This is a genomic window from Mycobacterium sp. (assembly GCF_965277065.1).
In the GTDB taxonomy this organism is placed as follows: Bacteria; Actinomycetota; Actinomycetes; order Mycobacteriales; family Mycobacteriaceae; genus Mycobacterium.
In genome coordinates this window covers 1,782,284-1,798,998 of sequence record NZ_CBDIBT010000019.1, presented here as the reverse complement: position 1 = coordinate 1,798,998, position 16,715 = coordinate 1,782,284, and the positions used below count along the sequence as shown (strand labels likewise).

General features: G+C 64.0%; 18 protein-coding genes. 14 read left to right on the top strand and 4 right to left on the bottom strand.

Annotation, left to right across the window (positions count from 1 at the left end):
* The first annotated feature begins 114 nt into the window (after positions 1-114).
* A complete protein-coding gene (locus ACQY5A_RS26010) occupies positions 115-933 on the top strand; it encodes an IclR family transcriptional regulator (RefSeq protein ID WP_428343104.1) in 819 nt (272 codons plus the stop codon).
* 279 nt (positions 934-1,212) lie between these two features.
* On the opposite strand, the gene ACQY5A_RS26005 is transcribed toward ACQY5A_RS26010, so the two are convergent.
* The gene (locus tag ACQY5A_RS26005) at positions 1,213-2,004 is read right to left on the bottom strand and encodes a GAF and ANTAR domain-containing protein (RefSeq protein ID WP_428343103.1); all 792 of its coding nucleotides are present in this window, start codon (positions 2,002-2,004) and stop codon (positions 1,213-1,215) included.
* A 378-nt stretch (positions 2,005-2,382) separates the two neighbouring features.
* Positions 2,383-3,534, bottom strand: coding sequence for an NAD(P)/FAD-dependent oxidoreductase (locus ACQY5A_RS26000; protein WP_428343102.1), 1,152 nt, complete (start codon positions 3,532-3,534; stop codon positions 2,383-2,385).
* Between the two features lie 168 nt (positions 3,535-3,702).
* Here ACQY5A_RS26000 and ACQY5A_RS25995 point away from each other — a divergent pair, with 168 nt between their 5' ends.
* From ACQY5A_RS25995 to ACQY5A_RS25965, 7 genes are all read left to right on the top strand, one after another.
* On the top strand, positions 3,703-4,275 hold the full coding sequence (locus tag ACQY5A_RS25995; RefSeq protein WP_428343101.1) for a TetR family transcriptional regulator: 573 nt from the start codon (positions 3,703-3,705) through the stop codon (positions 4,273-4,275).
* A 121-nt stretch (positions 4,276-4,396) separates the two neighbouring features.
* A complete protein-coding gene (locus ACQY5A_RS25990) occupies positions 4,397-5,335 on the top strand; it encodes an NADP-dependent oxidoreductase (RefSeq protein WP_428343100.1) in 939 nt (312 codons plus the stop codon).
* A gap of 87 nt (positions 5,336-5,422) precedes the next feature.
* Positions 5,423-5,629 (top strand): pyridoxamine 5'-phosphate oxidase family protein, encoded by a 207-nt coding sequence (locus ACQY5A_RS25985; RefSeq protein WP_428343099.1) that lies wholly within the window; start codon positions 5,423-5,425, stop codon positions 5,627-5,629.
* Positions 5,551-5,910, top strand: a complete 360-nt coding sequence (locus ACQY5A_RS25980; protein WP_428343355.1) for a hypothetical protein — start codon at positions 5,551-5,553, stop codon at positions 5,908-5,910. Before ACQY5A_RS25985 ends, ACQY5A_RS25980 begins: the two co-directional genes overlap by 79 nt.
* Before the next feature lie 34 nt (positions 5,911-5,944).
* Positions 5,945-6,679 carry a hypothetical protein gene (locus ACQY5A_RS25975; protein WP_428343098.1) on the top strand — a complete coding sequence of 245 codons (735 nt, stop codon included), beginning with the start codon at positions 5,945-5,947 and terminating at the stop codon, positions 6,677-6,679.
* A 178-nt stretch (positions 6,680-6,857) separates the two neighbouring features.
* Positions 6,858-7,217 carry a hypothetical protein gene (locus tag ACQY5A_RS25970; protein ID WP_428343097.1) on the top strand — a complete coding sequence of 120 codons (360 nt, stop codon included), beginning with the start codon at positions 6,858-6,860 and terminating at the stop codon, positions 7,215-7,217.
* Positions 7,218-7,268: 51 nt separating this feature from the next.
* On the top strand, positions 7,269-8,267 hold the full coding sequence (locus ACQY5A_RS25965; protein WP_428343096.1) for an amidohydrolase family protein: 999 nt from the start codon (positions 7,269-7,271) through the stop codon (positions 8,265-8,267).
* 157 nt (positions 8,268-8,424) lie between these two features.
* Here the strand turns inward: ACQY5A_RS25965 and ACQY5A_RS25960 are convergent, their stop codons facing one another.
* Positions 8,425-9,165 carry a DUF5131 family protein gene (locus ACQY5A_RS25960; protein WP_428343095.1) on the bottom strand — a complete coding sequence of 247 codons (741 nt, stop codon included), beginning with the start codon at positions 9,163-9,165 and terminating at the stop codon, positions 8,425-8,427.
* 96 nt (positions 9,166-9,261) lie between these two features.
* On the opposite strand from ACQY5A_RS25960, the gene ACQY5A_RS25955 reads away from it, so the two are divergent.
* On the top strand, positions 9,262-10,260 hold the full coding sequence (locus ACQY5A_RS25955; protein WP_428343094.1) for an Lrp/AsnC family transcriptional regulator: 999 nt from the start codon (positions 9,262-9,264) through the stop codon (positions 10,258-10,260).
* Between the two features lie 107 nt (positions 10,261-10,367).
* Here the strand turns inward: ACQY5A_RS25955 and ACQY5A_RS25950 are convergent, their stop codons facing one another.
* Positions 10,368-11,252 (bottom strand): FadR/GntR family transcriptional regulator, encoded by an 885-nt coding sequence (locus tag ACQY5A_RS25950; protein WP_428343093.1) that lies wholly within the window; start codon positions 11,250-11,252, stop codon positions 10,368-10,370.
* 85 nt (positions 11,253-11,337) lie between these two features.
* On the opposite strand from ACQY5A_RS25950, the gene ACQY5A_RS25945 reads away from it, so the two are divergent.
* From ACQY5A_RS25945 to ACQY5A_RS25925, 5 genes are read left to right on the top strand one after another with little or no spacing between them, the layout of a single operon-like run.
* Positions 11,338-12,105: an MlaE family ABC transporter permease gene (locus ACQY5A_RS25945; RefSeq protein ID WP_428343092.1), complete on the top strand. Its 768-nt coding sequence runs from the start codon at positions 11,338-11,340 to the stop codon at positions 12,103-12,105.
* Complete coding sequence (locus tag ACQY5A_RS25940) at positions 12,102-12,950, top strand: ABC transporter permease (RefSeq protein WP_428343091.1); 849 nt, start codon at positions 12,102-12,104, stop codon at positions 12,948-12,950. The genes ACQY5A_RS25945 and ACQY5A_RS25940 overlap by 4 nt, the downstream gene beginning before the upstream one ends.
* A 3-nt stretch (positions 12,951-12,953) precedes the next feature.
* Positions 12,954-14,309 (top strand): MCE family protein, encoded by a 1,356-nt coding sequence (locus ACQY5A_RS25935; protein WP_428343090.1) that lies wholly within the window; start codon positions 12,954-12,956, stop codon positions 14,307-14,309.
* A 25-nt stretch (positions 14,310-14,334) separates the two neighbouring features.
* Positions 14,335-15,363, top strand: a complete 1,029-nt coding sequence (locus ACQY5A_RS25930) for an MCE family protein (RefSeq protein ID WP_428343089.1) — start codon at positions 14,335-14,337, stop codon at positions 15,361-15,363.
* Positions 15,360-16,706, top strand: coding sequence for an MCE family protein (locus ACQY5A_RS25925; protein ID WP_428343088.1), 1,347 nt, complete (start codon positions 15,360-15,362; stop codon positions 16,704-16,706). The genes ACQY5A_RS25930 and ACQY5A_RS25925 overlap by 4 nt, the downstream gene beginning before the upstream one ends.
* The last annotated feature ends 9 nt before the right edge of the window (positions 16,707-16,715 follow it).

Sequence of the window (16,715 nt, the reverse complement as noted above, 5' to 3'; positions counted from 1 at the left end):
AGCGGTTGTCGGTTCGTGTCCGCACCAGGGCGATGAGGTCGGCCTTTGCGGAAGGTTTCAGATCCCGGGGGTAACCTATGCAACGCAGGTTTCAGTAAGCGCAACCGATAGGGCATGGTGGACAGTTCCGCTGATGGACACGGGGCGATCCGTGCGCTGCAGGTCATCGAGACCCTCGCCGCGGCGAATCAACCTGCCAGCCTCGACTCGTTAGTAGCCGCTACCGGTCTGGGCAAGCCAAAGACCTACCGTGTTCTGCGGGCGCTCCAGCACGCGGGATACGTCGATCATGTCGGTCGCGCGGGATATCGCGTCGGGGGTCGCAGTATCGGGTTGGCGTCGCTGATCGGTCCCCGACCGGCCTTGCTACGCCGAGCGGTGCCCGTCTTGAACCGGCTGGCGCAACTGTCGTCGGAAACCGCCACCCTGCATCTGCGCGGCGGAACCCATCGCGTATTGGTCCTCAAGGCCCAGACCACCGACTGGGAGTTGAGCCAAGCCGTGCATGTCGGCGAGCGCGCACCACTGACCACCGGTTGCAGCGGTTTAGTCATTCTCGCTCACCTCGCCCCGGCTGAGATCGAATCCATTGTCGCAAGTCGGCCCCCCAGCGAACCACGACCGACCAGAGCCCGGTTGCGCCGTATCCGCCAGGATGGATATGCCACCAGCCACAGCGCCAACCATCAAGGCGTCAGCGGAATCGCCGCGCCCCTGCTCGACCCCGAAAACGGCAGTCCCCTGGCATCTTTGGCGATCGCCGGCCCCGAAGCTGAACTCACCGATGCCGCGTTGCAGAAGTTCGCTGCACCGCTGGTTGCCGCCTGCCGAGAGTTCGAACCTCAGCTCGCCACCATGCTAGGACCTAATTCCACGATACGGCAGGAAGCGCTCAACGTCACCGTCACCGAATCATTACCCTTCCCGAGATAAGTTCCCCCACAAGGCCTTCCGGCCAACTTGCCTGGTTGCAATCTGTTATCTGCCGCCAGGACGTAACCGGGGACCGTGTCAGGTCGAGCGAGAGTCCGCGACCTGTTATTTGCCCCGCCCGAGCGGCCGGACCCGGTATGCGCGTGTGTGATGCACGTTCTCCGTCGATATCGGCGACGCCCTGGTTACCACCATCGCTCGAGCTTGCCGCCCGAGATTCGTGCCGAATCACCCGCCGTGACGATTCGCTTCCGTCCCGACAGTCATGAGGACACCGACTCACTGCGCAACACGGCGGTCCGCATCCTCGACTACCCGGCGTGCGACCTCGTGCAGTGTGGTGTTCTCGGTCTGGCTGATCCGCCGCAACCGGTTGAATGCGTCCTCGGCGGTAGCTCCGGTGCGGCCTCGGATGATGCCGATCGCCTGGGCAATCACCTCGCGGATCACCAGCGCATGTTGCAGACGCTCCGCGGTGTCGCGTGCCGCGGCTATCAACTGCGCGTTGTACACCGAGAACGCTGCTGGCTGCGCGAACTGCGTCCCTAGCCGCACCGCGTGCTCACCGAAGGCATCCCGCCAGTGGGCATAGCAGTTGACCGAGCCAACCACCTGATCGGCGATTAGCAGCGGCAACGACATCGACGAAGCCACGCCCAACCGGGCCGCCCCGGCGCCGAATCGCGGCCAGCGCCGATCGCCGCCCAACGAGCAGCTGATCACCGCGACACCGTCCTTCATACCGGTAATGCTGGGCCCTTCCTGCAGCGTCTCGTATTGCAGGATGTCGATCTCGCGGACGAACGGCGCCGTCACCGCCGACGCCGCGATGCCCATAGTGGTGCTCCTGGGCTCGATCAACGTCACCCCTGCACCGTCGACCCCGGGAATGGCGTGCGCGGCGAACCCGGCGATCTCCGCTAACAGGTCGTCGAAGCTCGGAGCGCCAGCCACCAACGCCGTCAGCTTTCGCAAGCCGTCGGCGAGATCCTCCTCCGCTGAGATGCTCTCGGCACGGGTCAGCCCCGCACGGGTCCATACGTCCCGATCCGGCTGAGCTTCGTACTCCATTTCGACACACAACTCTCTGCTATTTGCGCGATACCGTTGAGAGCTTTCACACCACTAACGGCGCCACGCCGAGAGCAGGCAGAAATTCGAGATCGTTCAAAATATTAAACAACGCGATCTCGCGCGACGCTGACACAGCGCGGCCGAACGGGTTTCCGTGAGTTCAGCGCTGGGCACCGGTCTCTAGCATCCCGCCCGGCGTGGGGCGTCGCGCGTTGCAGGCGGTGCGGTGATCACGCGATCGACGGTCACTAGGCCGCTCGGGCTGATGCGCATCGGCTCAATTCGCCGACATGCGAAACACGCTGTCAAACAACGAAAGGCGGATCACGCTAACGGTTTTATCCGAAGCAGCTGATGCCTGACCGTGGCGTCGCACTAATGCTGGATGGGGCATCGGCGCCGGATCAGGTCTTCGCCGCGGTCGTAGTCGTCGTCGGCGTTGTAAGTGAGAACCCCGACTGTTGCATCGTCGACTTCATACCAGACGGTGAAGCCGTCGTCGTGCTCGATGAACCGGGATCGCTGAAACCCGTCTCCCCAGGCGTGATACTTCAGGGTTGCCCCGCCAATGGTGGTCCAGAAGCCAGGCACAGCGTCCCATTCGTCGGGCCGGCCCGCGGCGTTGGCACCAGCGATCGAGCCCTGGTCCATCGCGTCCTGCCAGTGCTCCACCGCGAGTCGCCGGCCGGCGGTGATGTTGTAGGCCATTGCGATATCCCCGGCGGCAAAGACATTGTCGGCCGACGTCCGCATGTGTGAGTCGACGACGATCCGGCCATCGCTGGTGTTGATGCCGGCCGAGATCGCCAGCGCAGATTGCGGTTGAACACCCGTAGCCGCGAGTGCGAGATCACAGTTGATCGACACCCCGTTGTCGAGGTGCACCACTCCCTCTTCGAGCCCGGTAACGGACACCGATCCGGCATAGCGCGCTCCCGCTTGCGTCAGCAGGCCGAGGATCCGTTCGCCGACGTCCTCGCCCAAACGGGTAGCTTGGGGCACGCGGTCGGGGGAGACGAGGGTAGCCGACACTCCTCGCATCGCAAGGGATGCCGCCGCCTCACAACCGATGAACCCCGCCCCGATCACCACAGCGGAATCAGCTTCGGCAGCGGTGTTGCGCAGCGTCTCGGCGTCGGCCAGTGACCGCAGCTTCAGTGCCAACTCGGCTCCGGGCACCTCAAATGGCGACGGCTTGGACCCGCACGCCAGCACCAACCAGCGGTATGGGTAGTCGGTTCCACCCGCGGTCAGTTGTTGACCGGCACAATCGAGTTCGTTGACGCTTCCGGTCCGGATCAGCTCGATGCCCTTTTCGTCGAACCATTGGGCGGGATGCAACTCGGCGTCGGCAACCTCGGCGTCGCCGCGCAGGTACTCCTTGCTCAACGGCGGCCGAGCGTACGGCAGGGCGGGGTCGTCGGTCAGAATGCGGATCGCGTCGTGTGAATTGTGCTGGCGGAACGACTCGGCGGCGCTTATGCCTGCCGGACCGCTGCCGACGATGATCAATCCGGGTGTTGTCATGCCCTGATGGCTACCCCGTCTCAGCGGTTTTAGGCCGGGGTGCCGAATGCTTTCTGAGAAACGGGATCGCGGCCTCCGATGAGCCTCATCAGGCTGGCACCCGGCATTACGACGCGCCACTGGAAGTGTTCGGCGATGACATTGTGTGCCGTCATTTATGATCAAGCGATGAGTCGGTGGGAGGCCAATGCGCGGGGGCGGTTGCAGCAGGCGGCGCTGGAGCTGTATAGCGAGCGTGGCTTCGAGGCGACGACGGTGGCCGAGATCGCGCGGCGGGCGGGGCTGACGCAGCGGACCTTCTTTCGGCACTTCGTCGACAAACGCGAAGTGCTGTTCTCCGGCGAAGACCCGCTGCACGAATTGTTGGTGCTCGCCGTGGCGGGCGCGCCCGAATCGGGTTCCCCTCTGAAGACCTTCGCCGCCGGACTCAAGCCGGCAGTCGCGATGTTTTTTGCCAGCCGCCCCCGCGAACAGGCACGTCTGCGGCAAGAAGTGATCGCTGTCAATGAGGCGCTGCAGGAGCGGGAACTGATCAAGTTGTCGCGACTGTCGACGGCCGTGGCAGCCGCGCTGCGTGGACGCGGGATGGCAGAACCAGCGGCGACCCTGACCGCCGAAACCGGTGTGGTCATCTTCAAGATCGCCGTCGAACGGTGGATCACCGACACCGCCGACCGCGACATCGCGAACCACATCGATGCCCTGGTGAATGAGCTCACTGCGCTGGCGGGCGGCAGCTGACTGACGTGGCCGACGGTCGGGTGAGCGGATCTCTCCCAGACTCACTGATGACACATGATGACATCGAGGTGATACGATGATGACATTAAATGCCATCAGACTCGAGAGGAAGGATTGCACTATGCGTGCCATCGAATACGACACCTTTGGCGGGCCCGAGGTTTTGACCCTCGTTGAGGTGCCTGTCCCCGAGCCCGGTCCCAGCCAGGTCCGCGTCGCGGTGAAAATCGCGGCGGTCAACGGCATTGACTGGAAGATCCGGGAAGGCCACCTCGGTGAGCAGCCGATGCCGCAGCGCCCGGGCGTGGAGCTGGCCGGCGTGGTCGACGCCGCCGGTCCCGACGCCGCCGTTGCGGTCGGCGACGAGGTATTCGGATGGGCCGCTGCGGCAGCAACCCAGGTGCAAGGTTGGGACGGCGGGTTCCCCGCCGGCGCCTACGCCGACTACGCCCTGGCCGAGGTGGCGATCCCCAAGCCGGCCGAGCTCACCTGGACCCAGGCAGCCGCCCTGCCGGTCGCTGGGGAGACTGCCTTGCGTGGGGTGGGCCAACTCGACGTCGCGGCCGGGGAGGTGCTGTTGATCCTGGGCGGAAGCGGTGTGGTTGGCTCGATCGCTGTTCAACTCGCCGTTGCGCGCGGCGCGACTGTCATCGCCACCGCCGGAGACGCCAACGCGGACTACGTCGCTGCATTGGGCGCCACCCCGGTCCGCTACGGCGACGGCCTCGTGCAACGGGTCCGCGACATCAGCCCCCGGGTCGACGCCGCCCTGGATGCCGCCGGGCTCGGGGGGCTCGAGGATCTGGTCTCCCTGCGCGGTGGCACCGACCGCATCGTGAGCCTGGCCGATCCCGCCGCCTTCGAGTTGGGCTTCCCCTTCGACCCGGGCGGTCCCGGCGACCACAACACCGGCGTGCTCACCGAACTGGCCGAACTGGCGGTATCCGGTGCCCTACACATCCGGCATTCCCGTAGCTACCCTCTTCCCGAGGCAGCACAAGCCCAGCAATTCAGCGCCACCGGGCATGCCAGCGGCAAAATCACCCTCGACGTGGGTTGATACTCACCGAAGGACCGCGCTACTGAGGCAGCATTCACCGATGGCGACGAGTCACAGCCCGCCACGACACATGAAAGGAGCGACGCGATGTCATTCACCGACGAAGAAGTTGCCTACCTCAACTCCCAGCCCTTGGGTCGTATCGCTACCGTCGCCCCCGACGGCCAGCCGGATGTCAGTGGGCGGCCTGGCGTCCTACATGACAAAGTTATCCGGTGGCCAAAATCGCCTCCGAGGGCGTCGTTCACGCTGCGGCGCGCATGCTGGAATTGCCATCCACCATCGCTCGGATGAACATCGGGTACGGGATGGCCAGCCACGGTGGTGTGCCGGTGATGTACTGCCAGCAGATGCTGGCGGGTCAACCCGTCGGAGTTCCCTTCGGCTACGAGAATTGGGGATCGCCGATATCCGAAGACGATATCGCCGAGCAAGCAAGCGGTCCGCTGTTCGACGTGGCCTCGGTGCCCGTCACCGTCCTCAATTGGGCTGACGGCTCATGCAAAGTACCGTGGCACGACGGCGTGCGCAGTATCCTGGCGCGTCGCTTCCCCGACGCGATCGGCGCCGGATGATCGCTAAAGAAACATCAGGCCGAGGCGACATTTGATGAACCGCGTCAAGGCCGGCATCTTCAGCTTCACCGCCAGCGATGCTGGTGATCACGAAACTGATTATCTCCGTTGGCATCTGCTAGACCACATGCCCGAGCAATATCAGCTGCCCGGAATCGTGCTCGGGTCACGCTGGATCGCCGACGGAGCCTACCCCGGTTCATGTATTGCCGCGCACGAAAGGTTCGGCGACCTCAGAAATGTGGTCAACTATCTGGTCGGCGACAACGTTGAGAAGACACTGCAGGACTTCGTTCGGCTCGGCTCGCAGCTTCGCGAAATGGGCCGATTCCCACACGCCAAGAGGCCGCTGCAGCTGGCGGGCCCGGCGCTGTTACGCGCATATGCCGCGCCCGGCGCCCAGATCTCCTCTGAAGTCGTGCCGTTTCGGCCGCATCGAGGCATTGTCCTGCTCGTCGAGGAACCCACCGGGGACGGGAACCTCGACCATTGGGTGCAGTGGCTGCACGCATTGCACTACCCCGAACTGGTGGGCCGGCCCGGGATGGCCGGGGCGTGGATGTTCGGTTCGACGCGCTCGTGGGCGGTGCCCGCAGCGACCTGGCACACCGGCCCGCAATACATCACGGTGCTTTACCTGGACGACGATCCGCTCAAAGCGACTGCCTCCCTTGCATCTTTGATCGAACAGCGATGGGCGTCGGGGGCGGTCCGTCCGCTCTATGCCGGGCCGCTTCGCACGATGATCGCTTGGGAGGCATGGCGATGAAAGCTCAACGTCGCGAGCCGCGAAATCGCCGCCGGCCCTGGACGACCGGGCGGCGCCTTGACAGACCAAGCCGTCGAAGCCTTTCTCCTGAGACCACGATGACGAGGTGTTCTTCCACCCCGGTGGGCGTGCCGGCGACTGAGCTCGACAGCAAGGCGAATTGAACGGAGGTTCGGACATGGCGACCGGGGTAACCGTACTGCTGGCGGTCAATGCCGTGGTGGCTGCCTGCAGCGTCGCATTCGCTTTGGTGGCCGCGGTGCACCCAGCAGCGTTGAGCCACACGGGCGGTACACCGGATGCCGGTGAACGGTTCTACGTGTGGATGTACGTGGCCAGGGCGCTGCCGTTGGGGCTTCTCACCGGGATTGCGCCGCTGACGTCGGCAGGCACTGTGAGCATGTTTTGCCTGATCGCGGCCGCAGTTGTCCAGCTGGCGGACGCCGCCATCGGTTGGTCCCGCGGCGAATGGATGATGCTGAGCGGAGCAGCCTGTGCAGCCGTGGTTCACGGCGTTGCGGCCTTCGCGATCGGCTGATCGTCAAGCGCGGCCCGAGCTTTGTCATTGAACGCAGGGGAAGGAAGTTCGTTGCGAATCATTACTGTCGAAGAACATTTCCATCACTCGAAAGCTATCGAACGCGTCCTGGAACTGGCGGGGCCGTCGCCCGTCATTCCTGACGACGGTTTCGCGGACTTCATGCGAAATTCTATGCCCGACCAGGATTCAGCGGAGCGGCTGGCGGGTAACCGCCTTGCCCACATGGACCGGGTCGGGATCGACCTTCAGGTCGTGTCGCACGGGGTCAACAGTCCGGGCAATCTTGCTCACCCGGAGGCCGTCGAGTTATGCAGGCGAGTCAACAATGATCTTGCACAACAGATTTCGGAGCATCCGACGCGATTCCGTGGATTCGCGACGCTGCCGTTGTATGACCCCGCTGCAGCGGCGGACGAGCTGAAGCGATGTGTCAACGAGCTGGGCTTCGTCGGGACGCTCATTGCGGGCAGCTGTGAAGGGTTGTTCCTCGACGACGAGCGGTTCGACCCTGTTCTGGCCGCAGCCGAAATGGTAGACCTGCCCATCTACATCCACCCCGGTCTCCCGGAGAATCCGGTGTCTAGTGCCTACTACGCCGGAAGGTGGCCGGCTGCAGTACATTTCATGTTTTCCGGGCCCGCGTTCGGCTGGCACGCCGAGGCGGGTATCCATATACTGCGGCTGATCTTTTCCGGCGCGCTGGATCGCCACCCTGAGTTGAAACTGCTCAGCGGCCATTGGGGTGAATTCGTCGCCGGCTGGCTCGACCGGCTCGACGAGTTGACCGGCGCAATGGACTACCGCCTGGAACGCGAGGTCAGCGCCTATTACCGTAGTCAGGTCTGGGCGACACCCTCCGGGATGTACAGCCACAACCAGCTCAACTTCATCGTCGCTGAGATCGGCGCCGAACGGATCATCTATTCGGAAGACTTCCCCTACGTCATCCGCGACAACGTGTCGGAATTCCTCGAGCAGGCCGATCTCACCGACGACCAGCGAAACGCGATCGCTCACCGCAACGCGGAGAACATCATGCGGATCTAATCCGCGTAGCCCAGGAGACCACGCGACGCCTTAGACGAGCTGAGTGTCGCCATGGCTCGGCGATCGGGTCGAATTCGTCCTGCGTCGCGGAGCGCCTGCCGCGGAGGCGCGCATCCGTCGTTGGGTGCACAGCGTGAGTCGGTCGTTGACGCATGAGTCAGACGCAGAGGCCGTAGGGCAGCTGATTCCATTCCTGGCCATCCAGTTCACGCCCCAATGCGCGAGACCTGAGTCCACCCCACTGCTTGAAGTAGAAAGGAATACCGGCGTTCCAAGCCTGGTCGCGGATATTGCGTACCCATTGCGGATCCATGGGACGAGACCTGCGGCCGGCCTCGCCGGCGACGGTCACCCAGCCAATGTCATCGAGGTCGAGACTGAGCAGCGGTCCGAGCAGCGGTTCGCAGAACAACATCTTCACCGGCGCCGGGGTACGGCGCACGTCGTCAAGCCGGTGCAGGACCCGGGAATCTTCGACGGAGGTCCCCAACCACAGATTCATGGGCCAGTTGAGCTGATCGGCGAGTTTGCGCGCACGCGCTGGTCTTTTGGTCACCGCCCAATAGGTGTGTCGTGGCGTGTCGGCTATCACCGCGAAGACTTCCCGCAGGAATGCGACGGGGACCGCAGCGTGGAAGAGATCACCCATCGACGAGGTAAACACCACACGCGGGCGCTTCCAGCGCGCCGGTTGCTCGAGCGAACGAGGATGCCAGGCAACGCCAGAGCCCGGGCCTGATGTCGTCGAGTCACCGTCAGTCTGGTACTTCTGCTGCCCGAACGCCTTGAGCCGCCGCGACATGTGGAGCGCATAGCAGTTGTCGCAGCCGGCTGACACTTGGTTGCAGCCGGTGACCGGGTTCCACACGACAGTGCTGAGCTGCTCGGTCAATTGCATCGAAACTCCTGAGGCATCTGGGAGCACAGCTGACACCGTGCCCATGTGGCCATCGTCCGCCCGCACAGTGACAGATCAGTCGTCAAACCCGATAGAATGAGTCATTCCGACACTTCGAAGCATCTTGTGAAGAAACTCGACGATCTAGACGGCCAACTGGCGCACGCCCTTCAGATCGACGGTCGGGCGTCGTTTGCGACGTTGGCGGCGGTGATGGGCGTCTCCGACCAAACAGTGGCCCGTCGTTACGCGCGGCTGCGGGCCGACCGGACCTTGCGGGTCCTGGGCCTCACCGATCCTTCAGCCACCGGGGAGGCGCAATGGTATCTGCGACTGCGGACGACTCCCGATACAGCACAGTCCATTGCAGCGGCATTGGCCCGGCGGCTGGACACTTCGTGGGTGATGTTGCTGGGCGGCGGTACCGAGATCACGTGCACCGTGCGCGCCCCCTGGGCCGGTAACGACCTGCTGCTCTCGACGCTGCCGCGGACCGGTCGCGTCTTGGAGGTCCAGGCGCATTGCCGGCTGCATCAGTACTACGGCGGGCGACGCGGTGCGGTGGAAAAACTCGGTGCATTGCGGCCGGAACAAGTTCAGGCACTGACCCCGACAATGACCCCAATCTCCGCTGCCTTGGCTGACCCGTCAATAGACGCGGTCGACCGCCAGATTCTCGACCAGCTCAGCGTGGACGGCCGGATGCGGATCGAGCAGGTATCAGCGGCAGTGTCGGCGCCGAGTGCGACCGTCCGCCGTCGGCTAGAAAGGCTACGGGCCAACGGCACACTCTATTTCGACGTCGAACTCGACAACCGCCTGCTCAGAGGAGAGGCCGAGACGGTGTTGTGGCTCAAGACCGAACCGTCGGACCTGCAGGCCGTGGGCGAGGCGCTCGCGTCACATCCCCAAATCACCTTTGCCGCAGCCTGCACCGGCCCCTACGCCATCATCGCGCATGCACTGTGCCCTGACCCCGGCTCGCTGTACCGCTATCTCACCACCTCGATCGCCGCGCTGCCCGGACTGCGCGAGGTCACCAGCGCCCCGGTCATCCGGCTGATCAAAGGCCCAGGACCGTATCCGCTCGGCTAGGCCGGAAGATCTGCACGAGTTTGGGGTATCGCTCGCAACGAAAGTTGTTGACTCTGAGCGATGTCATTGGCTGTGTGCTGCCTCGCGGTAACCGGCGCGACACTGATTTAGAACGTGTCCTGTTCGCGGATCAAGTCCAGGGCACGCACATCACGGTCGGCGATTGCATCGACCAATGCGACGTGCAATTCGTAGCGGGCGTGAATGTCTTCGGGTAACTGCTCATCATCGACCGGCCCCTCCGACAGCAGGTGCGACTCGATAACGTCGAGCAGCATCGGATAAAACGATCGCAAGATGGCGCTCGGGCTGATTTCGGCCATGCGGGCGTACAGCTTTCGGCCTGCGCGTGCGAACGTGGTGCCGTCGACGTTGCCGACGGCGACCTTCATGTGGTCCAGTTCTCTACGCAGAGCGGAGATGTCGTGGGCCGACGCATATTCCAGTGCGTCTTCTACCAGCAATGGATTCAACGCTTCGCGCAGGCGCCCTGCTTCGGCAACGGAGGCGGCATCGTCGTCAACGGTCAGCATCGAATTGCCGAGGCGCACCATCGGCGATTGGCGGCTGGCGAACAAACCACCCCCGGGGCCCGATCGCACGGTGACCAGCCCCCGGGCTTGAACCATCCGCAATGCTTCGTTGAAGGTGCTGACTGCCACCCCGCAGCTGATCCGCAAATCCTCCTTCGTTCCGAGCCGATCACCGGGCTCGGCTGAAGCGGCCATTGTCGCCAGGTGTTCGGCCGCCTGTTCTGGGCGCGTCTGATGGCGATCAAAACGCGGGCGCTCCCAATCCTTGCGCCGTAGGGCGGGTGGGTCCGTCGTCATGTCTGCCTTCCGCTGCGTGCCAGCCGCACCAGGATACCGGTCACCAGCCGAATTCAACATGTTTAATAGTGCTGAATCTATTGACACGTGGCCCAAGTCGCCCCAAACTACTGGCAGACGGGCTGATTCAGCATGGTGAATTAGCAGGAGGGTGCGCCGCATATGCGAGCTGTAACACCGTTGCGCGATCCCCGGCTACGGACCATCCGGGCCGGCTGGCCAAAGTCGTTGCTGCGGTGAGTAACTCATGATTGCGCTGACGCCGGCGTGGAAGCCCGCCTCAGCCCTGGGCGGCTTCTTCGCGATGGCACTCGACACGCTGGTTGCCATTCCGCGCAGGCCGTTCGCATGGTCGGAATTCGTCCGCCAGGCGTGGTTCGTGGCCAGGGTCTCGCTGATGCCGACGGTCATGTTGGCCGTGCCCTACTCAGTCCTGGTGGTATTCACCTTCAACATCTTGCTGCTCGAGTTCGGAGCCGCCGATTTCAGCGGCACAACCGCGGCCTTCGCCACCGTTACGCAGATCGGCCCGATCGTGACCGTCTTGGTGGTCGCCGGTGCCGGTGCGACAGCGATGTGCGCCGACCTTGGGGCGCGCACCATCCGAGAGGAACTCGACGCGCTACGGGTGATGGGCATCAACCCGATTCAGGCGCTGGTGGTTCCGCGCGTGCTCGCGGCGACGCTCGTCGCGGTGCTGCTGTCCTCGGTCGTGATCCTGGTCGGCCTGGTGGGCGGATTCATCTTCTCGGTGTTTGTCCAGCACGTCACCCCGGGGGCGTATGTATCGGGTATGACGGTGCTCACCCGAGCTCCCGATTTGCTGATCGCGATCATCAAGGCGGCGCTGTTCGGTCTGGCGGCCGGGCTGGTCGCGTGCTACAAGGGTATTTCGGTCGGCGGCGGCCCCGCCGGTGTCGGCAACGCAGTCAACGAAACCGTCGTCTACACGTTCATGGCGCTGTTCGCCATCAACATCGTTGCGACGGCGGTAGGCGTGAAGGTGACGTCATGACCGTCGCAAGTGCGCGGCTGCCCCGCACCTCGCGCAAGGTCCGGCAGTGGGCGGCCGGCTGGACCAGGGTCGGTATCCAGGCACGGTTCTACGCCAAGACTCTGCGCTACAGCGTGGATGTATTCGTGCACTACAGGTCCGAGCTGCTTCGCTTGATCGCGCAGATGGGTTTGGGTACCGGTGCGCTCGCCGTGATCGGCGGCACCGTCGTGATTGTCGCCTTTTTGACCATGACGACCGGGGCGCTGGTCTCGGTGGCCGGTTATAACCAATTGGCCGATATCGGCGTGGAGGCACTGACCGGGTTCGCGTCGGCGTACTTCAATGTCCGGCTGGCTGCGCCGTTGACGGCGGCGGTCGCGCTGGCCGCCACCATCGGCGCCGGCGCCACTGCTCAACTGGGCGCGATGCGCATCAATGAGGAAATCGACGCCCTCGAAGCCATGGGTATCCGCTCGATCGCCTACCTGGCGTCCACCCGCGTGGTGGCCGGGGTGATTGTGGTGGTCCCGCTGTATTGCATCGCGGCGTTGTCCGGCTTCCTGGCGGCCCGGCTGTGCACAACCCGCATCTACGGCCAATCGGCCGGCGTGTACGACCACTATTTCAACGCATTCTTGTACCCGTCGAGTTTGATCTGGTCATTCTTCCTGGCCGTCACGATGGGTCTGGTCATCATGCTGGTGCACACCTACTACGGGTTCACCGCTTCCGGAGGGCCGGCCGGCGTCGGTGAGGCGGTGGGCCGGGCAGTGCGTACCTCGTTGGTGTCGTCGGCGGTATTGACCGTCTTTCTCTCACTGGCGATCTACGGTCAGTCCGGCAACTTCAATCTCTCGGGCTAGCGCGTGGACGGCACCGCTGAGCAGTACCGGATCCACCCTGCGTGGTGGACAGCGGTTTTGATTGCGGTTGTCTCGGCACTGATTTGGGTGTGTTCGGCCGCATTCGCCGGGACATTGACAACCTATGTGCCGGTCACCGTGACATCAGACCGCGCTGGGGTGGCCATGGAATCGGGCGCCAAGGTCAAGATGCGCGGTGTGCAAGTGGGTCGCGTTGCGGGCGTTGCGGGCGGGCAGAACCCGGTTCGCCTCCAGCTGGAGTTGTTTCCCGACCAGATCGGTGACATTCCCGCCAACGCGGAAGCGCAGATCCGCGCGACCACCATTTTCGGTGCCAAGTACGTCGATCTGATCTATCCGGATAGCCCCAGCCCGCAACATATTTCGGCTGGGGCGGTGTTGCGGTCCAAGAACGTCAGCACCGAAGTCAACACCGTTTTTCAGAGCCTCGTCGACGTTTTGCACCAGGTCGACCCACCCAAGCTGAACGCGGTGCTGACGGCCTTTGCCGAGGCTGTGCGTGGCCGCGGTCAACGCATCGGTGAGGCCACCACCGCCGCGAACAACGTGCTCGGGGCGGTCAACCCACGGATGGGAACGGTCCGCCAAGACCTGCGGTCGCTCAAGGGCGGCAGTGACGCCTACAGTGCTGCAGCGCAGCATATTCTGGCCACTCTCGATGCCGCCAGCGTGACGGCCACGACGGTCACCGCGCACTCAGCAGAACTGAATGCGTTGCTGCTCAACGCGATCGGGTTCTCCCAAGCTGGAATCGAGCTGATCGGCCCAAACCGCGGAAATCTGGTGCAAGCGATCAACGTACTGAAACCGACGACGGACCTGTTGATGAAATACAACCCCGAATTGACCTGTCTGCTCATGGGTGCCAAATGGTCACTGGACAATGGTGCTTACGAGAGCGCCGGCGGCAACGGCCGCACCATCCAGATCGACGACGGCCTGCTATTCGGAGACGACCCCTACCGATACCCCGACAATCTGCCGATAGTGGCCGCCAAAGGCGGTCCCGGCGGCCAACCCGGGTGCGGTTCACTGCCCGACGTCTCCAAAAACTATCCGGTACGCCAATTGGTCACCAACACCGGCTGGGGCACCGGCTTGGACATCCGACCCAACCCCGGCATCGGTCACCCCTGGTACGTGGACTACTTCCCGGTGACTCGCGGCACCCCCCAACCGCCCAGTGTCCGCGGAGACAAACCGCCGGCGATCGGCCCGATACCGTACCCGGGCGCGCCCCCATACGGAGCGCCGCTATACGGCCCGGACGGAACACCGCTGTACCCGCCGCCGCCGGGAGCGCCGCCCCCCGGCCCGCCGTCACCGACATCACCCTGACGACAAGCATTAAGGGGATGCAGCCATGAGAGACAAGACCATTGGTGCGTTGTGGCGCCTCAGCATCTTCGTCGTAGCCTGCGGCGTGGTCACTTTCGGGTTGTTCATGGTATTCGGGCAACTGCGATTTCAGCCGGAGCAGACTTACAACGCCGAGTTCACCAACATCAGCGGCCTCAAGCAGAGCGACTTCGTGCGCATCGCCGGGGTGGAAGTGGGCAAAGTCAAACACATTTCGATACGGCGCGACAACGTCGTGGTCGTCCAGTTCTCGGCTGATGACACCGTGTTGCTGACCCAGGGCACCAAGGCGCTGATCCGCTACGACAACCTCGTCGGCGACCGTTATCTGCAATTACAAGAGGGCGCAGGAGGAGTCGCTCGCCTCCAGCCGGGTCAAAGCATCCCGGTCGACCGGACCGAGCCGGCGTTAGATCTGGACGCATTGATCGGCGGCTTCCGCCCGCTGTTTCGGGCGCTGGATCCGGTACAGGTCAATGCCCTCACCGGCCAGCTGATCCAGGCGTTCCAAGGCCAAGGAGGGGCAATAGGCGCATTTCTGGCCCAAACCACCACGGTGACCAACACGCTCGCGGATCGCGATGCGCTGATCGGGCAGGTGATCGTCAACCTCAACACCGTGCTGGGTTCACTGGGCAATCAAAGTCAGCAGTTCGACAAAGCCGTCACCTCGTTGGCCGGCCTGGTGGAGCGGCTCGCCGCTCGGAAAAGCGACATCAGCAACGCGCTGGCCTACGGCGATGCCGCGGCGGGGACGATTGCTGATCTGCTGCAACGGGGCCGCCCGCCGTTCAAAAACACCGTCGCGCAATCGGACCGGGCCAACAGCATCGTCTTGGCCGACCACGACTACTTCGATGACCTGCTCAACACGTTGCCCGATGCCTACCAGGCTCTCGGCCGGCAAGGAATGTATGGCGACTTCTTCACCTTCTATCTTTGCGACGCGGTGCTGAAGGTCAATGGCAGAAGCGGTCAACCCGTGTACGTCAAGCTCGCCAGCCAGACCACCGGGCGGTGCGCCCCGAAATGAAGTCATTTTCTGAACGCAATTTGACGGTGATCGGCGTTGTTGGCGTGGCGGCGACCGCCGGGATCGTCTTGGCCGCATTGCAATACAACAAGCTGCCGATGTTCGCCGCGCAGAAACACGCATACTCCGCCTATTTCGCCGAGTCCAGCGGGCTGGACTCCGGCGCACGGGTGCGGGTGTCGGGCTTTCAGGTGGGCGCGGTGACCAGTGTGGAACTCGACGGTGCGCGCGTGCTGATCAAGTTCGACGTGCGAAAGGACATCCACCTCGGGGATCGCACGGAAGCCGCCATCAAGGCCAAAAGCCTGCTCGGTGTGAAGGTGCTCGAGATCACGCCGCGCGGGGACGGCCAGCTGACGGGCCCCATCCCGATGGACCGCACCACTCCGGCCTACCAACTACCGGATGCGCTCGGCGATCTGACACAAACCATCCACGGGTTGGACACCGATCAGCTCAACCAGTCGCTGAGTACGCTGCAGCAGACATTCCGAGACACCCCAGCGGATCTGAGGACCGCGGTCGACGGCGTGGCCCGGTTCTCGCAAACGCTCAACGACCGCGACGCCGAGTTGCGGAATCTGTTGGCCAACGCCGCCAAGGTCACGACCGTGCTGGCCCAACGCAGCGATCAGGTGGTCAGCTTGATCCACAACACCGACGCGCTGCTGGTGCAGCTGAAAACGCAAAGCTCGGCGCTGGATAAGGTTTCCGGTGATGTTTCAGCACTTTCGAAACAACTCTCCGGATTCGTTGCCGACAACCGCGCGCAGCTGCGGCCCGCGCTGGACAAGCTCAACGACGTATTGACCATAGTCGACAACCGCAAAGAGCGGGTCCAGAAGTCGATCAAGCTGCTCAACACCTATGCGCTATCGCTAGGGGAGTCCGTGTCGGCGGGCCCCTTCTTCAAGGCCTACGTCCCCAACCTGTTGCCCGGCCAGTTTCTGCAACCGTTCATCGACGCCGCGTTCTCCGACCTCGGGCTGGACCCCAATGTGTTGTTGCCGTCGAAGCGGACAGACCCGCAGACCGGCCAGCCGGGGACCCCGCCGCTGCCGGTGCCGTATCCCCGGACTGGCCAGGGCGGGGAACCGAATCGGACGCTGCCCGACGCGATCACCGGTAACCCGGGCGACCAACCGTGCACGGGCACGGGCTCGGGCTCGGGTTGCTACCCCTACCGGGAGCCACTGCCGGCGCCGCCGCCCGGCGGCCCACCCCCGGGGCCGCCCGCCCCGGCGCCACCGGGATTAGCGTCCAAGCCGCAACCCCCATCTTCGCCGATCTACGTGCCCGCACCGGGTGAGGTTCCGGCCCCTGGTAGCGGGGGGACGCCGTGAGATCTCGCA

Bases quoted from the DNA above. Each gene is read 5' to 3' on its own strand.
- ACQY5A_RS25985 (WP_428343099.1), top strand. From the start codon at position 5,423: ATGTCATTCACCGACGAAGAAGTTGCCTACCTCAACTCCCAGCCCTTG.
- ACQY5A_RS25955 (WP_428343094.1), top strand. From the start codon at position 9,262: ATGAGTCATTCCGACACTTCGAAGCATCTTGTGAAGAAACTCGACGAT.
- ACQY5A_RS25995 (WP_428343101.1), top strand. From the start codon at position 3,703: ATGAGTCGGTGGGAGGCCAATGCGCGGGGGCGGTTGCAGCAGGCGGCG.
- ACQY5A_RS25925 (WP_428343088.1), top strand. From the start codon at position 15,360: ATGAAGTCATTTTCTGAACGCAATTTGACGGTGATCGGCGTTGTTGGC.
- ACQY5A_RS25930 (WP_428343089.1), top strand. From the start codon at position 14,335: ATGAGAGACAAGACCATTGGTGCGTTGTGGCGCCTCAGCATCTTCGTC.
- ACQY5A_RS25950 (WP_428343093.1), bottom strand. From the start codon at position 11,252: ATGCGGCGCACCCTCCTGCTAATTCACCATGCTGAATCAGCCCGTCTG.
- ACQY5A_RS25975 (WP_428343098.1), top strand. From the start codon at position 5,945: ATGAACCGCGTCAAGGCCGGCATCTTCAGCTTCACCGCCAGCGATGCT.
- ACQY5A_RS25960 (WP_428343095.1), bottom strand. From the start codon at position 9,165: ATGCAATTGACCGAGCAGCTCAGCACTGTCGTGTGGAACCCGGTCACC.
- ACQY5A_RS25970 (WP_428343097.1), top strand. From the start codon at position 6,858: ATGGCGACCGGGGTAACCGTACTGCTGGCGGTCAATGCCGTGGTGGCT.
- ACQY5A_RS25940 (WP_428343091.1), top strand. From the start codon at position 12,102: ATGACCGTCGCAAGTGCGCGGCTGCCCCGCACCTCGCGCAAGGTCCGG.
- ACQY5A_RS26010 (WP_428343104.1), top strand. From the start codon at position 115: ATGGTGGACAGTTCCGCTGATGGACACGGGGCGATCCGTGCGCTGCAG.
- ACQY5A_RS26000 (WP_428343102.1), bottom strand. From the start codon at position 3,534: ATGACAACACCCGGATTGATCATCGTCGGCAGCGGTCCGGCAGGCATA.
- ACQY5A_RS25945 (WP_428343092.1), top strand. From the start codon at position 11,338: ATGATTGCGCTGACGCCGGCGTGGAAGCCCGCCTCAGCCCTGGGCGGC.
- ACQY5A_RS26005 (WP_428343103.1), bottom strand. From the start codon at position 2,004: ATGGAGTACGAAGCTCAGCCGGATCGGGACGTATGGACCCGTGCGGGG.
- ACQY5A_RS25990 (WP_428343100.1), top strand. From the start codon at position 4,397: ATGCGTGCCATCGAATACGACACCTTTGGCGGGCCCGAGGTTTTGACC.